We start from the raw sequence: 15,835 nt of genomic DNA on the forward strand, positions 1-15,835 counted from the left end.
GACCCGAGAGGACCGCGACCGTGACGTCGCACAGGATCAGAAACGCCTCGTCGACCCCTGACCCGGGCGACTCCGCGCCGACCATCGTCGTCGGACCCGCCTCGCCCTCTCCGGACGACGCCCTCCCGACGCCGCCAACCCGTCCGCGCTCGGACCGACGGCACCCCCGCGTCGCCCACGCGGCCCTCGGCCTCGTCGTGGTGCTGCTCGTCGGGCACCTGGGGGCGACCCTGCTGTGGTCGTCCGCGTCGAATCCCGTCCGTGCGGCCGTCGGCGACGAGAACCTCCGCGGCTACATGCTGCCGTTCTTCCGGCAGAGCTGGTCGGTCTTCGCCCCCGAGCCCGTCTCGAGCGACATCTCACTCGACGTCCGGGCGCTGCCGAGCGGCGAGACGGAGGCCACCGACTGGTTCACCGTCACCGATCGCGACATCGCCAACGGCGTCACGCACCACCTGGTGCCCTCACGGACGTATCTGACGAACTTCTCGCTCGCTCGCGGGTACTTCCGGGCCTTCCAAGCGCTCGGCGACGGGGCGAAGCCCGCGGTCGGTCAGGATCTCGACCTCGACGACTGGCGCCCCGAGCTGGCCGCCGACATCGCGGCGACCTCCGACGCCGGCGACGTCGCCGTGCGGTCGTACCTGGACCACGAGGAGGCGCTGAACCGGGTCGCCTCGGCCGTGGCCGTCGCGCAGTGGGGCGAGGTGGACGACGTGCAGGTCCGCGTCCGCATCACCCCCGTGACGCCGTTCGAGCAGAGGGCCGATCCGGCTCCGAACCCCGAGTTCCGATTCGTGACGACGGGGTGGCGCTCGCCGCTGCCCGATTCGACCCTCGACCAGGGTGCCGTCGACGTGCTGTACGGGCGCGGAGGACGCTCGTGAGCGCCGTCGGGGAGGCGACCCGCGCCTCCTGGGTGCGGCTCGTCGGCCGGCTCGACTGGTGGTTCCTCGACGGTGAGAAGGCCTTGTACGGGGTCGCCGCGGCCCGGATCATCACCGGGCTCGGCATCCTGCTCTTCGTGCTGGCCAACGCCAGCACGGCGTCGTACACCTGGGGCGGAGCCTCCGACTGGTCCGCCTCGCTGAGCCGATCGTCGGACTGGGGGTTCCCGTTCGTGGTGTTCGCCGCGGCCCAGGCCGGCGGCCCGGCGTTCTGGTTCGGCTACGTCGCGTTGGGGGTGTCGGCCCTGGCGCTCCTCGTCGGCTGGCACGGGCGGATCGCAGCCGTCGTCACGCTCTGGCTGTACGCCAGCCTCACCGCGTCGAACCCGATCGCGGTCGATCAGACCGACAACGCGGTCCGGCTGTTCCTCTTCTACTTCTGCTTCGCCGACCTGTCGCGGGTCTGGTCGCTCGACGCCCGTCGGAGGGGACGTCGGGAGGCGCGGGGCCACAAGGCCGTCGGGTCCCGATCGCGTCTGATCGCCCGGGTGCGCGCCGAGGCGGGCTGGGTGCCGACCCTGCTGCACAACGCGGCCCTGGTGGCCGTCGCGGGGCAGCTGTTCGTCGTGTACGTCATCGCGGGTCTGTCGAAGGTGCAGGGCGAGCTCTGGCGCGACGGGACGGCGATCTACTACCCGCTGCACGTGGACCGCTTCGCGCCGTGGCCGGCTCTCAGCGGTCTGCTGACCGCCAACGGCGTGCTGGTGGCGTTCGCCACGTGGTTCGCCGTCGCCGTGCAGCTGTTCTTCCCGTTCCTCCTCCTCCGCCGATGGACCCGCGTCGTCGGACTGCTCGGAGTGAGCGCCATGCACATCGGCATCGGTCTCTTCATGGGGCTGCCGCTCTTCTCGCTCGCGATGCTCGCGGCCGACATGATCTTCATCCGCACGGTCACCTTCCAGCGCGCCGCGGCCTTCGTCGCCGCCCGCGTCGGCGTCGTGCGGGCCCGTCTCTCGAGTTCGAGGGGAGGGATCGGCGAGCTGCCCGAAGGCGCGCCGAGCGATCGGACGTCGCCCGCGATCACCTAGCGGAGCGACGGCACGACGAGACACAGCACCACAGCACACCCCCGGCCAACCACCGGGGGAGTCGGATCAGGCGGCGGGCTCGCGCCCGCCAGGAAGAGGCACCCGTGCAACGAATCAAGCGACGCGGCCCCGTGGGGTCGATCGGAATCTGGGGGGCGGCCCTGGCCGTGGGGACGCTCGTCGCCACGGCGACCGTCGTCCCCGCCCAGGCGGCTCCGCCGGACGTCACCGAGGCGGAGGGGCTGTTCCTCAGCGGCAGCGGCATCGTCGACGTCGACACGCTCGCCGACCTGAAGGGCGCCTACTCGGCCTACTCGGGGACGGCGACCGAGCCGGTCGAGAACCCCCTCGACCTCACCGCGCTGCAGGCCCTCAGGTTGACGGGCGACGTCGAGCTCTTCGGCGCCAACCCGCTCCTCGAGCTCGGAGCCACGTCGCAGTACGGCGCGGCCACCCCGACGGGCAGCACGGCCGCCTCGGGTCTCATCACCGAGAGCGGCGCCATCCGGGTCGGCGACGGGTCGCCGGCGCAGCAGGCCTCGCTCGATCTCACGCGGTTCCTCTCGGAGGCGCAGCTGTCGGGGCTCGCGGACGAGCTGTCGCTCGAGCTCGGTGCGCTCTCGTCGAGCGCGACGGCCACCCGGACGGCCGACGGCTACAGCGTCGCCAGCGAGTACCAGGTCGACGGTGCGCGCCTCACGCTGCACAGCCCGGCCGTCGCCGCCCTCAGCGCCGATCTGACCGAGACGATCACCTCGCTCGACTCCGACCTCGACACGGCGACCGGCAGTCTGCCGGCGATCGTGCAGGGAGCCGTGCTGACGCCGTTGCAGACCACGCTGGCCCCCCTCGGCGTCGTGACGCTGCGGAACACGACGGCCAGCGTCACCGCCGACGTCGATCTCGCGACGGCCACGGCCCCGGTGCTGGGAGCACCGCTGACCAACGGTCCGGTGTCGATCGACCTCTCGACCGGTGATGTCATCGTCGACGTCGCCGAGCTGCAGACGCTCAACGGCCTCGGGCCCGACACCGAGCTGCTGTCGGGCGAATTGGTCGCCGGCGAGCTCCAGACGGCCCTCGACGGCATCTTCGAGACGACGCTGCCCGAGGCGCTGGACACCGCGATCACCGGAGCCCTCGACACGACCGAGGCGACGGTCGTCGTGACGACCACGCCCGCGGTGACGGTCTCCGTCCCCATCACGGGGCCCACCGTGACGGCAGACGTCGCCACCGTCGTCGTCACGCTCGACACCACCCTCGGCGCCCTCGCGGGCACCAGCCAGGTGGCGCCCGAGGCGACGGCGGTCGTCACGCCCCTGCCGAACGCGAACCCCGCGGTCGAGTTGCTCCTGTCGCCTGTCCGAGGCATCCTCGACGGGTTGCGGGGCGCTGTCGAGACGGTCGTCGAGAGCACCGTCCCCTCGGTCACGCGTCCGGTGCTCGAGCCGGTCATCGGCGGCGAAGCCCTCGCGGCCGTCGCATCGGACCTGGGGTCGCTCACCGGAGCGGTCGGCGATGTCCTCAGCCCGCTGCTCGACGTCGTGAACGGCATCGTCTCCGTGCGGGTCAACTCGCAGACGGGACCCGGCTTCCGCGACCCGAACGGAACCGACACCGGCGCCTCGACCGTGCGGGCACTGCGACTCGCGCTGCTGCCCGGCACGGTCGGACAGTCGGGTGCGGTGATCGACCTGGCGAGCTCCACGGTCAACGCCCAGGCTCTCGACGCCCTCACGATCAACGCTCCCGGTGACGGCGACGATTTCCTCGTCTTCGCCCCGGCGACGACGACGACGGTGACGGTGGGCGGTCTCGCTGCACCCGGCGCCGTGATCGACGTCACGATCGGCGACGCGATCGCTCAGACGACGGCGGACGAGGACGGCGTCTGGTCCGTTCCCGTCGACGACGTCGTCGTGGGTCTCGGCCAGACGGTGAGCGCGACTCAGACTCCGGCCGGCGGGGGAGAGCCCTCCGCTCCCGTCACGATCCTCATCGACGTGCGTCTGACCGATCCGGTCGTCATCGAGACGCCCGACGGGGCGACACCGGTCGTCGTTCCGACGTCGACCGACACGACCGACGTCATCGTCAGCGGATCGGCCGAGCCCGGCGCGACCGTGCGGGTGACGTTCGGCGATCTGCCGGCCCGCGAGATCCCGGCTTCGGCCGAGGACGGGGAGTGGACGACCACGGTCGCCGACGTCGGGATCGGCGACTACCTGATCACGGCCGAGCAGTCGATCGGCGGCTCGCCCTTCGCGCCCGGCGACTCGGTCACCCTCCTGGTCCGGGCCGATGACGGCGGCAGCGACGTCACGGGCACCGACGTGACCGGCACCGACGTGACCGCAGCCACCGACGTGACGGGCACGGACGTGACCGCAGCCACCGACGTGACGGGCGCCACTGACGTCACGGGTACGGATGTCACCGCAGCGACGGACGTGACGGGCACGGATGTCACCGCAGCCACCGATGTGACCGGCACTGACGTGACTGGCACGGACGTGACCGCCGCCACGGACGTGACTGCCGCGACGGACGTGACGGGCACTGATGTGACTGCCGCGACTGACGTGACTGGCACCGACGTGACGGGCACTGATGTCACCGCAGCCACCGATGTGACCGGCACTGACGTGACTGGCACGGATGTCACCGCAGCCACCGATGTCACCGGCACCGACGTGACGGGCATTGACGTGACTGCCGCGACTGACGTGACGGGTACTGACGTGACCGGCACGGATGTCACCGCAGCCACCGATGTCACCGGCACCGACGTGACGGGCACGGACGTGACGGGCACTGACGTGACTGCCGCCACCGACGTGACGGGCACGGACGTGACCGCCGCCACCGACGTGACTGGCACCGACGTGACTGGCACGGACGTGACCGCCGCCACCGACGTGACTGGCACCGACGTGACTGGCACCGACGTGACTGGCACGGATGTCACCGCAGCSACCGATGTCACCGGCACCGACGTGACCGGCACTGACATGACGGGAACGGACGTGACGGGCACACCGATGTCACCGGCACCGACGTGACCGGCACTGACATGACGGGAACGGACGTGACGGGCACGGACGTGACCGCCGCCACCGACGTGACTGGCACCGACGTGACTGGCACGGATGTCACCGCAGCCACCGATGTCACCGGCACCGACGTGACGGGCACTGACGTGACGGGAACGGACGTRACGGGAACTGACGTGACCGCCGCCACCGACGTGACTGGCACCGACGTGACTGGCACGGATGTCACCGCAGCCACCGATGTCACCGGCACCGACGTGACTGCCGCCACCGACGTGACGGGCACTGACGTGACTGCCGCCACTGACGTGACGGGTACTGACGTGACCGGCACGGACGTGACCGCCGCCACCGACGTGACGGGCGCCGACGTGACTGGCACCGACGTGATTGGCACGGATGTCACCGCAGCCACCGATGTCACCGGCACCGACGTGACCGGCACTGACGTGACCGCCGCCACCGACGTGACGGGCACCGACGTGACTGGCACCGACGTGACTGGCACTGACGTGACTGGCACGGATGTCACCGCAGCCACCGATGTCACCGGCACCGACGTGACCGGCACTGACGTGACTGGCACTGACGTGACTGGCACTGACGTGACTGGCACGGATGTCACCGCCGCAACCGATGTCACCGGCACCGACGTGACCGGCACTGACGTGGCGGGAACGGACGTGACGGGCACTGACGTGGCGGGAACGGACGTGACGGGAACGGACGTGACGGGCACTGACGTGACGGGAACGGACGTGACGGGCACTGACGTGACGGGCACTGACGTGACGGGCACCGATGTGACGGGCACGGATGTGACCGCGGCCACCGATGTGACCGGCACGGATGTCACCGCCACTGACGTGACTGCCACCGATGTGACGGCCACGGACGTGACCGCGACTGACGCGACCGCCACCGACGTGACGGCCACGGACGTGACGGCCACGGATGTGACCGCCACCGACGTGACCGCCACCGACACCGCCGGCACCGACACCTCGGCGAGCGACACGGCGGGCACCACGCCCGACACGCTCCCCGGCAACCAGGAGATCACCACCTCCACGGTGCAGATCGAGCGCATCGTCCGCGGTGACGGAGTCGTCCAGACGGTCTACGGCACCGACTTCATCCCCGGTGAGAAGGTCGACGCCGTGATCCGTTCGACGCCGATGCCTCTCGGGGCGCAGATCGCGGACGAGAACGGGACGGTCACGTTCACGTTCACCGTCGCCGCCGACTTCGAGCTGGGTCTGCACCGGGTCGAGTTGACCGGCAGCGAGTCCTCGACGGTGCTGCCGGAGAACGACACCACCCAGTTCGTCGTCGTCGCCTCGGCTGACGAGGCCGGTGGGGTCGGAACGGATGGAGGCGCGGGTGGCGTCGTCGGAGCGGGCGGAAGCCCCAGCGCCGGCGGTCCCACGCTCGCCTACACGGGACTGGACGCCCTGCCCTGGGCGGCCTCCGGTCTGGGCATCCTCGTGCTCGGCCTCGGGATGCTGCTGGCCTCCCGTCGCCGCAGCAGGATCGGGACGACGATGCGTCGGATCCGGTAGCCGATGACGGCGCGGGCTCACCACCCGCGCCGTCGACGTCCACCGAAGGAGGGCCCCGTCCGCAGCTGCGGACGGGGCCCTCTCGCGAGTCGTCCGCTGTCGGTGGCCCCGACTACTCTGGTCCCGTGGTCACCGCCTTGTATCGCCGTTACCGGCCAGAGAACTTCGCCGAACTCATCGGTCAGACGCAGGTGACCGATCCTCTGCGGACGGCCCTCCGCACGAACCGCGTGAACCACGCCTATCTCTTCAGCGGCCCTCGCGGCTGCGGCAAGACGACGTCGGCGCGGATCCTCGCGCGGTGCCTCAACTGCGCCGAGGGCCCGACCGACACCCCGTGCGGCGTCTGCCCCTCGTGCGTCGAACTCGCCCGCGACGGCGGCGGATCGCTCGACGTCATCGAGATCGACGCGGCGAGTCACAACGGCGTCGACGACGCCCGCGACATCCGCGACCGCGCTATCTTCGCTCCGGCGCGCGACCGATTCAAGATCTTCATCCTCGATGAGGCCCACATGGTCACGCCGCAGGGCTTCAACGCGCTGCTCAAGGTCGTCGAAGAGCCACCGGAGCACGTCAAGTTCATCTTCGCGACGACCGAGCCCGACAAGGTCATCGGCACGATCCGGTCGCGCACGCACCACTATCCCTTCCGTCTCGTCCCGCCGGCGCAGATGCTCGACTACGTGCAGCAGCTCAGCGCGACCGAGCAGGTCGACGCCGCGCCCGGCGTCCTGCCCCTCGTCGTCCGCGCCGGCGGCGGCTCCGTCCGAGACACCCTGTCGCTGCTCGACCAGCTGATGGCCGGCAGCGAAGACAGCGGTATCGAGTACGAGCGTGCCGTGGCGCTCCTCGGCTACACGCACGCCTCGCTCCTCGACGAGGTCGTCGAGGCGCTCGGCGCGCGCGACGGCGCCGCCGCCTTCGCCGCGGTCGACCGGGTCGTGCAGACCGGTCAAGACCCGCGTCGCTTCGTCGAAGACCTCCTCGAGAGACTCCGCGACCTCATCGTCGTCGGGGCGACCGCCGAGGGGGCCTCGGCCGTGCTGCGGGGCATCACCGCCGACGAGCTCGATCGGCTGCTGCATCAGGCCCGCTCGTTCGGCGCCGCCGAGCTCTCCCGCTCCGCCGACGTCGTCAACCGCGCTCTCACCGACATGACGGGGGCGACGTCGCCTCGGCTCCACCTCGAGCTGATGATCGCCCGAGTGCTCGTCCCCGAGGCCGACGAGACCGAGCGGGGCGCCCTGGCCCGAGTCGAACGACTCGAGCGGCGCGTGGGCGTCGACGGCGCCGTCTCGTCGAGCCCCGGCCCGCAGACCTCCGTCGGTGCGCCGTCGCCCACGTCCACGCCGAACCGGGCTGAGCCGAGCCCGACCCGGGCTCCGGCGGTCCCCGTCACCGCGCCTCCCGCGACGTCGTCTCCTGCGGCGGCGGTCGACACCCCGGCAGCACCCGAGTCGGCACCCGGCGCGGTGGCCGCGACCGCGTCCGCGGCCTGGGGCGCCGCCACACCGCCCGCGGCTCCGGCGGCCGCCCACTCCGCCGCCTGGGCCCAGACGCCCCCCGTGACCGACGGCGTCCCCGCCGACCCCGACGAACGGGCGACCTCGGTGGCGCCGGTCACTCTCCAGCAGATGCGCGACAGCTGGCCCGAGATCGTCGAAGTGGTCGAGAAGGCCCGACGCACCGCCTGGATGGTCGTCGTCACCGCGACCGTGCAGGCCTACGCCGACGACGTCCTCACCCTCACCTTCCCGAGCGCCAGCGACGTCGAGAACTTCAAGAAGCCGCAGGGTGCCGGCGAGGGAGTCAGCGAGCACCTCCGTCGCGCGATCCAGAGCGTGCTGGGCGTCACCGTCAAGTACATCGCCCGTGTCGAGGGCGCTCCGACCCGACCGACCGCCCCCGCCCGTGAAGCGGTCGACGCGCCCCCGGCGGCCGCGACGCCCGCCGTCTCCACCGACCCGGCGCCCGCGCCCCCGTCGACCGCCGCCGCACGCGAACCCGAACCGGCCGACCCAGCGCCCGCTCGGCGACCGACGACCGCGCCGGTTCCGCCGACGGGGCCGCGTCAGCACGCGCCGGCAGCCGGCTCCTCAGCTGCTCCGGGCTCCGCGCCCGCCGCAGCCCCCGCGCCCGTCACCGGGTGGGACGTCGCGGCGATCCCGCAGGCCGCGCCGCCGGAGCCCGACGAACCCGAGCACATCACCGAAGAACCCGACGGGGGAGCACCGCCGCTCGACGCCGCGCCCGCGTCCGAGCCCGTCGCCTCCAGCCGGCCCGCGGCGGCCCCGTCCGGTTCCGCGGCCCCGTCCGGCGCCTCGGTATCGGCTCCCGACCGTCGTGTCGCCGCGGGCGACCCGCGCCGGGGCATCCCCGCCAACTCCCGCTACGGCGAAGCCGTCGTCCGCGAGATCCTCAACGCCCAGTTCATCGAAGAAGAGACGATCGCGCCCCGCGTCACGCCTCAGAGAAGCGAGTAGTCGTGTACGAGGGCATCGTCCAAGAGCTGATCGACGAGTTCGGCAGACTGCCGGGCATCGGTCCGAAGTCCGCGCAGCGCATCGCGTTCCACATCCTCCAGAGCGAGAACTTCGACACCACACGTCTCTCCGAGCTGCTCGTCGACGTCAAGACCAAGGTCCGCTTCTGCGAGATCTGCGGCAACGTCACCGAACAGGACACCTGCGCCATCTGCCGCGACCCGCGCCGGTCACCGGCCACCATCTGCGTCGTCGAAGAAGCCAAAGACGTGCAGGCGATCGAGCGCACCCGCGAGTTCCGCGGCCTGTACCACGTGCTGGGTGGGGCGATCAGCCCCATCGACGGCATCGGCCCCGACGACCTGCGCATCCGACAGCTCGTGCAGCGTCTGGCCGACGACACCGTGCAGGAGGTCATCATCGCGACCGACCCCAACCTCGAAGGCGAAGCCACCGCGACCTACCTGTCGCGCATGCTCGCTCCGTTCGGGCTGCGGGTCACCCGTCTCGCCTCCGGGCTGCCCGTCGGCGGCGATCTCGAATACGCCGACGAGGTCACCCTCGGCCGGGCCTTCGAGGGTCGCCGACTCGTCTCCGAATAGAGACCGTCAGAGTCGCGCGCGGCGCGCCCGGACGAAGCTGTAGAGACCGAACGCGATCAGGCCGACGGCCACCGCGGTCAAGACCGCCGTGCCGAAGGGCAGCTCGGCCAGGGCCTTCAAGGCCCCGTCGAGACCGGACGCCTCGTCCGGATCGGCCTGCACCGCCGCGACCCCGAACAGGACGCCCACGACGATCAGGGCGATCCCCTTCGCGACGTAGCCCACGACCCCGAAGGCGACCGTCACGCGTCCGGCGCTGCCCGACGGCACGACGAGATCCTCTCGGAACCTCTGGCGAGCGCCCTTGACCACGAAGTAGCCGCCGATCGCAACGATCGCGAGAGCGAGCACCACGAGCAGCACCACACCGCCCGGCGTCGCCAGCAGACGCGCGCTCAGCGACTCCGTCTGATCCGAGCTGTCGCTCGACCCGCCGCGAGCGAAGGTGAAGGCGGTGAAGCCCACCGCCAGGTAGGCGACCCCCTTGCCGCCCTCCTTGACCCGCTCCGCCCAGTCCTCCTTGTCGGACCCGCGCACGAGCGCCGCCTCGAGGATCTGGAACACGCCGAGCGCCCACAGCCCCACGACGATGACCCACAGCAGCGCCTGACCGCCGGGACGCGACGCGAGCTCCCCGAGCGCGCCTCCCTGGTCGGCCTCGCCGCCGCCGCCGAAGGCGACCCGCAGGGCGATGACCCCGATCAGGATGTGCAGCACGCCGTTCATGCCGAACCCGACCCGCGCGAGGGTCGTCAGGGCGCGGCTGTTCTGCAGGCGGCTCGTCGTGCGTCGGGCGTCTTCGGTGGCTTCGGGCATGTGACCACCGTAGGGGAGCGGAGGAGGCGCCGCCCGTCCCGCCAGGGCGCCGCTGCAGCGGTGCGTCACACGCGTCCGGCACCGAATAGAATCGGCGGACGCAGGCGCGTCGTCGATCCGACCGCCGTCCCCCTCTCCTGGAGTCACCGTGAGCTTGATCGTGCAGAAATTCGGCGGGTCGTCCGTCGCCGACGCCGAGAGCATCAAGCGCGTCGCGAAACGGATCGTCGAGACCCGCAAGGCGGGGAACGACGTCGTCGTCGCGGTCAGCGCCATGGGCGACACGACCGACGAGCTGCTCGACCTCGCCAGCGAGGTCGCGCCCATCCCCGGCGGACGCGAGCTCGACATGCTCCTCACCGCCGGTGAGCGCATCAGCATGGCGCTGCTCGCGATGGCGATCCGCAGCCTGGGCGTCGAGGCGCGGTCGTACACCGGCAGCCAGGCGGGCATGATCACCGACGCCCAGCACGGCAAGGCGCGCATCGTCGACGTCACGCCGAAGCGCATCCGCGACGCCCTCGACGCCGGCTACGTCGCCATCGTCGCGGGCTTCCAGGGCTTCAACCGCAGCACCGGCGACATCACCACCCTCGGCCGCGGCGGCTCCGACACCACCGCGGTGGCCCTCGCCGCCGCCCTCGACGCCGACGTCTGCGAGATCTACACCGACGTCGACGGCATCTTCACCGCCGACCCCCGCGTCGTGCCCAAGGCCCGCAAGCTCGACCGCGTCACCAGCGAGGAGATGCTCGAGCTGGCGGCCGCGGGGTCGAAGGTGCTCTACATCCGCGCCGTCGAGTACGCGAGACGTCACGGCGTCACCCTGCACGTCCGCTCGTCGTTCAACAACAACGAGGGAACCCTGGTCGTCAACCCGAAAGAGGGAGAGAACGTGGAAGAGCCCATCATCAGCGGTGTCGCCGGTGACCTCAGCGAGGGCAAGATCACCGTCGTCGGCGTCCCCGACGTGCCCGGCAAGGCCGCTCAGATCTTCCGGACGGTCGCGAAGACCGGGGCGAACATCGACATGATCGTCCAGAACATCTCGGCCGCGTCCACCAGTCGCACCGACATCTCGTTCACGCTTCCGAAGTCGGAGGGCGCCGTCGTGCTGCAGGCCCTCGAGTCCGAGCGCGCCGAGAGCGGCTTCGAGTCGCTGCAGTACGACGACCAGATCGGCAAGCTCGCCCTGGTCGGCGCCGGCATGCGCACCAACGCCGGGGTCTCCGCGCAGCTGTTCACCGCGCTGTTCGAGGCCGGCATCAACATCGAGATGATCTCCACCAGCGAGATCCGCATCTCGGTCGTCACCCGGGCCGACACCCTCAACGACGCGCTCCGCGTGGTCCACACGGCGTTCGGGCTCGACGGCGACGTCGAGGCCGTCGTCCACGCCGGCACCGGCCGCTGACACGACCCGTCGATGACCGAGGAGGCGCGGCGCGGCCCGCACCGCACCTCCTGATCCCCTTCCCACGGCACCACCGAGACACCCCAGGAGACAACGATGGCTGAAGGTCTGCGCGTCGGCGTGGTCGGCGCGACCGGTCAGGTCGGCAAGGTCATGAGGCGGCTCCTCGACGAGCGGGACTTCCCGCTCTCGGAGATCCGCTTCTTCGCGACGGCCCGCTCGGCCGGCACCACTCTGCCGTTCCGCGGCGCCGACATCGTCGTCGAGGACATCGAGACCGCCGATCCGACGGGACTCGACATCGCGCTCTTCTCGGCCGGCGCCACCGGCTCGCGGGCCCACGCTCCCCGCTTCGCCGCGGCCGGCGCCCTCGTCATCGACAACTCGAGCGCCTGGCGGATGGACCCCGAGGTGCCCCTCGTCGTGAGCGAGGTCAACCCGCACGCGATCGGCGAGGCCGTCAAGGGCATCGTCGCGAACCCGAACTGCACCACGATGGCCGCGATGCCGGTGCTCAAGGTCCTCGACACCGAGGCCGGTCTCGAGCGACTGATCGTCAGCACCTACCAGGCGGTCTCGGGCAGCGGGCTCAAGGGCGCGGACGAGCTCATCGGTCAGACGAAGGCCGCCCTCGAGCAGGGTGCCGAGGCGCTCGTGCACGACGGATCCGCCGTGACGATGCCCGACCCGCAGGTGTACGTGCGACCCATCGCGTTCGACGTCATCCCGCTGGCCGGCTCCCTCGTCGACGACGGTCTCGACGAGACCGACGAAGAGAAGAAGCTGCGCAACGAGAGCCGCAAGATCCTCGAGCGCCCCGAGCTGCTCGTCAGCGGCACGTGCGTCCGGGTCCCCGTCCTGACGGGTCACTCGCTGTCGATCAACGCCGAGTTCTCGACCGAGCTGACCGCCGCCCGGGCGAAGGAGCTGCTGGCCGACGCCCCCGGCGTCGTGCTGACCGACGTCCCCACCCCGCTCCAGGCCGCCGGCTCGGACCCGAGCTACGTCGGGCGCATCCGCCAGGACGAGGGCGTGCCCGGCAACCGCGGGCTGGCCCTCTTCATCAGCAACGACAACCTCCGCAAGGGAGCGGCGCTGAACGCCGTGCAGATCGCCGAGATCGTCGCCGCCGACCGAGCGGCCTCGCTCAGCGCCTGACGTGCATCCCGGCTCCCGGCGGGCTGTCTCGACATCGAGACACCCCGCCGAGGGCTCCGGCGGCCCGACGAGGGCCGGGGCTTAGACTGGCGCTCGTGAACGATGCGAAGAAGCCCGTCGACGTGGCCCTCATCGGCGGTGGCGTCATGAGCGCCACGCTGGGCGCCATGATCAAGCAGCTCGAACCCGACTGGACCATCCGGATCCTCGAGGCGCTGGACGACGTGGCGCTCGAGTCGAGCAACCCCTGGAACAACGCCGGCACGGGTCATTCGGCACTCTGCGAGCTGAACTACACGCCCGAGCGGGCCGACGGCACGATCGACACGAGCAGCGCCGTCAAGGTCAACGAGCAGTTCCAGGTCTCGCGGCAGTTCTGGTCGTTCCTCGTCGCCGAGGGCTCCCTTCCGGAGCCCTCCGCCTTCATCAACTCCAGTCCGCACATGAGCTTCGTCTGGGGCGACGCGAACGTCGAGTACCTCCGCAAGCGGTTCGAGGCCCTCCGCGGGCACCCGCTCTTCCAGGGTCTCGAGTTCAGCACCGACCGCGAGAGGATCGCCGAGTGGGCGCCCCTCCTGACGTCCCAGCGGCCTCTCGGGCAGCCGATCGCCGCGACGCGCATCGCCGCCGGAACGGACGTCGACTTCGGGAGTCTCACGCGCCTCCTCATGGACGACCTCACCGCCGGCGGCGCCGAGCTGAGTCTCGGTCACCGGGTCACCGGTCTCACGCGCCGACCGGGCGGTGGATGGATCATCTCCGCGCGACCCTCCGGCGGCGCACCCGTCGAGATCGAGGCCTCGTTCGTGTTCGTCGGGGCCGGCGGGGGAGCCCTGAACCTCCTGCAGAAGTCGGGGATCCGAGAGATCGAGGGTTTCGGCGGGTTCCCCGTCAGCGGGGAGTTCCTCCGCACCGACGACCCGGCCATCGTGGCCCGCCATCAGGCGAAGGTCTACGGCAAGGCGGCCGTGGGCTCGCCGCCGATGTCGGTCCCGCACCTCGACACCCGCGTCGTCGACGGGCGGGCCAGTCTCATGTTCGGACCCTATGCGGGGTTCAGTCCGAAGTTCCTCAAGAGCGGTTCGTGGTTCGACCTCTTCGCGTCGATCAGGCCGCACAACCTCTACCCGATGATCCGTGCCGGCCTGGCCAACCTCTCGTTGGTGAAGTACCTCGTGGGCCAGCTGGCGGCCAGCAAGGCGACGAAGTTCGAGGCGCTGCGAGAGTTCGTCCCCGACGCCGACCCGAAGGACTGGTACCGGATCACGGCGGGGCAGCGGGTCCAGGTGATCAAGAAGGATGCGAAGAAGGGCGGCGTGCTGCAGTTCGGCACCGAGGTCGTCTCCGCCGCCGACGGCTCCATCGCCGGCCTCCTCGGCGCGTCGCCCGGGGCGTCGACGGCCGTGCCGATCATGCTCGACGTGCTGGGTCGATGCTTCCCCTCGCGGATGACCGACTGGGAGCCCACCCTCCGACGCATGATCCCGAGCTACGGCTCGCCCCTCGCGGCGGACGAGGCCCGGGCCGCGGCGACCCTGGGCGCGACCGCGGAGGCGTTGGGCATCCGCTCCTGACCGCTCCGCGTTCCGGGCTCATTTGACTCGGCATCGAACATGTGTTCGAATGAGGCATGCGGTGGAGCGGGCAGGGAGTCGACGTCGAGAGCGACGCCGCGCTCCCTCCGTTGGCGAAACTCTCCTCGGTGGTGCGGTCGGTCACGACGCCGGAGTTCGCCGGCGTCACCTTCCACGAGATCCTCGCCAAGAGCGCGTTGAATCGCGTGCCGGGCGGCGATTCGGCGCTCCCCTTCGGCTGGACGATCAATCCGTACCGCGGCTGCAGCCACGCCTGCGTCTACTGCTTCGCCCGCTCTACCCACGAGTACCTCGATCTCGACGGCGGTGACGACTTCGATCGCCAAATCGTCGTCAAGGTCAACGTCGCCGAGGTCCTCTCCCGTGAGCTGCGCCGGCCGTCGTGGCAGAACGCGCCGGTCGCCCTCGGCACGAACACCGACCCGTATCAGCGGGCCGAGGGTCGCTACCGGCTCATGCCGGGCATCATCGCGGCCCTGGCCGACTCGGGGACTCCGTTCAGCATCCTGACCAAGGGCACGCTCCTCCGTCGTGACCTGCCGCTCCTGGCCGAGGCCGCCCAGCATGTACCGGTCGACATCGCCATGTCCATCGCCGTCTACGACGACGAGCTGCAGCAGTCCCTCGAGCCGGGCACCCCGACCACCGCGGCGCGCCTGGCGACCGTCCGAGCGGCTCGCGACCTCGGTCTCGACGTCTCCGTCTTCATGATGCCGGTCCTGCCGTATCTGACCGACGGCGTCGACCATCTCCGAACGGCCCTGGCGGCGGTCCGCGACTCGGGGGCGACCAGCGTCATGTACAGCGCGCTCCACCTCAAGCCGGGCGTCAAAGAGTGGTTCTTCGCCTGGCTGGGTCGCGAGCGACCGGACGTGGTCGAGCGATACGCCGATCTCTACGCCCGCGGCACCTACGCGCCCACGGGTTATCGCAAGTGGCTGGCGGCGCGCCTGCGGCCCCTGCTGGCCGAGTACGGCCTCGAGCGGGGTCGCGCCGATCCGGCGACGGGATCGACCCGATCGCGCGTGCACGACGCGCTGGGCGACCGCGCGGAGGGCGTCGCGGGCCGGGCCCTGCTGTCGGCCGAGCTCCCGGGTGGTTCGCGCACCGCGCATCCTCGGCTCTTCTGACGACCCTCGAGCGCGTCCAGAGGTCGATCGGGGCACAAAAG

Annotated in this window: 11 protein-coding genes; 10 read left to right on the top strand and 1 reads right to left on the bottom strand. The window is 71.0% G+C overall.

The window, feature by feature from the left end; translation table 11 throughout:
* Positions 1-20 precede the first annotated feature (20 nt).
* The 6 genes from ASF17_RS15740 to recR all read left to right on the top strand — a co-directional run bounded on the left by ASF17_RS15740 (position 21) and on the right by recR (position 9,681).
* Positions 21-887: a DUF5819 family protein gene (locus ASF17_RS15740; RefSeq protein ID WP_162236412.1), complete on the top strand. Its 867-nt coding sequence runs from the start codon at positions 21-23 to the stop codon at positions 885-887.
* On the top strand, positions 884-1,975 hold the full coding sequence (locus tag ASF17_RS04705) for an HTTM domain-containing protein (protein WP_055795891.1): 1,092 nt from the start codon (positions 884-886) through the stop codon (positions 1,973-1,975). Before ASF17_RS15740 ends, ASF17_RS04705 begins: the two co-directional genes overlap by 4 nt.
* A gap of 104 nt (positions 1,976-2,079) precedes the next feature.
* Positions 2,080-5,040, top strand: coding sequence for a choice-of-anchor G family protein (locus ASF17_RS04710; protein ID WP_162236413.1), 2,961 nt, complete (start codon positions 2,080-2,082; stop codon positions 5,038-5,040).
* Positions 5,037-6,593 (top strand): pentapeptide repeat-containing protein, encoded by a 1,557-nt coding sequence (locus tag ASF17_RS15490; protein WP_055795897.1) that lies wholly within the window; start codon positions 5,037-5,039, stop codon positions 6,591-6,593. The genes ASF17_RS04710 and ASF17_RS15490 overlap by 4 nt, the downstream gene beginning before the upstream one ends.
* Before the next feature lie 125 nt (positions 6,594-6,718).
* Positions 6,719-9,079, top strand: coding sequence for a DNA polymerase III subunit gamma and tau (locus ASF17_RS04720; RefSeq protein WP_055795900.1), 2,361 nt, complete (start codon positions 6,719-6,721; stop codon positions 9,077-9,079).
* Between the two features lie 2 nt (positions 9,080-9,081).
* Complete coding sequence (recR, locus tag ASF17_RS04725) at positions 9,082-9,681, top strand: recombination mediator RecR (RefSeq protein WP_055795905.1); 600 nt, start codon at positions 9,082-9,084, stop codon at positions 9,679-9,681.
* A gap of 6 nt (positions 9,682-9,687) precedes the next feature.
* Here the strand turns inward: recR and ASF17_RS04730 are convergent, their stop codons facing one another.
* The gene (locus ASF17_RS04730; RefSeq protein ID WP_082475074.1) at positions 9,688-10,497 is read right to left on the bottom strand and encodes a DUF1206 domain-containing protein; all 810 of its coding nucleotides are present in this window, start codon (positions 10,495-10,497) and stop codon (positions 9,688-9,690) included.
* A 148-nt stretch (positions 10,498-10,645) separates the two neighbouring features.
* Here ASF17_RS04730 and ASF17_RS04735 point away from each other — a divergent pair, with 148 nt between their 5' ends.
* From ASF17_RS04735 to ASF17_RS04750, 4 genes are all read left to right on the top strand, one after another.
* On the top strand, positions 10,646-11,911 hold the full coding sequence (locus ASF17_RS04735) for an aspartate kinase (RefSeq protein ID WP_055795907.1): 1,266 nt from the start codon (positions 10,646-10,648) through the stop codon (positions 11,909-11,911).
* Positions 11,912-12,007: 96 nt separating this feature from the next.
* Entirely contained in the window at positions 12,008-13,069 is a 1,062-nt protein-coding gene (locus ASF17_RS04740) for an aspartate-semialdehyde dehydrogenase (protein WP_055795911.1), read from the top strand.
* Between the two features lie 95 nt (positions 13,070-13,164).
* Positions 13,165-14,643, top strand: a complete 1,479-nt coding sequence (locus ASF17_RS04745; RefSeq protein WP_082475075.1) for a malate:quinone oxidoreductase — start codon at positions 13,165-13,167, stop codon at positions 14,641-14,643.
* A gap of 56 nt (positions 14,644-14,699) precedes the next feature.
* Entirely contained in the window at positions 14,700-15,794 is a 1,095-nt protein-coding gene (locus ASF17_RS04750; RefSeq protein ID WP_055795914.1) for an Rv2578c family radical SAM protein, read from the top strand.
* Positions 15,795-15,835 lie beyond the last annotated feature (41 nt).

Origin of the sequence: Frigoribacterium sp. Leaf263, assembly GCF_001422285.1 — a bacterium.
Taxonomy (GTDB): domain Bacteria; phylum Actinomycetota; class Actinomycetes; order Actinomycetales; family Microbacteriaceae; genus Frigoribacterium.

Bases quoted from the DNA above. Each gene is read 5' to 3' on its own strand.
- ASF17_RS04730 (WP_082475074.1), bottom strand. From the start codon at position 10,497: ATGCCCGAAGCCACCGAAGACGCCCGACGCACGACGAGCCGCCTGCAG.
- ASF17_RS04740 (WP_055795911.1), top strand. From the start codon at position 12,008: ATGGCTGAAGGTCTGCGCGTCGGCGTGGTCGGCGCGACCGGTCAGGTC.
- ASF17_RS04750 (WP_055795914.1), top strand. From the start codon at position 14,700: ATGCGGTGGAGCGGGCAGGGAGTCGACGTCGAGAGCGACGCCGCGCTC.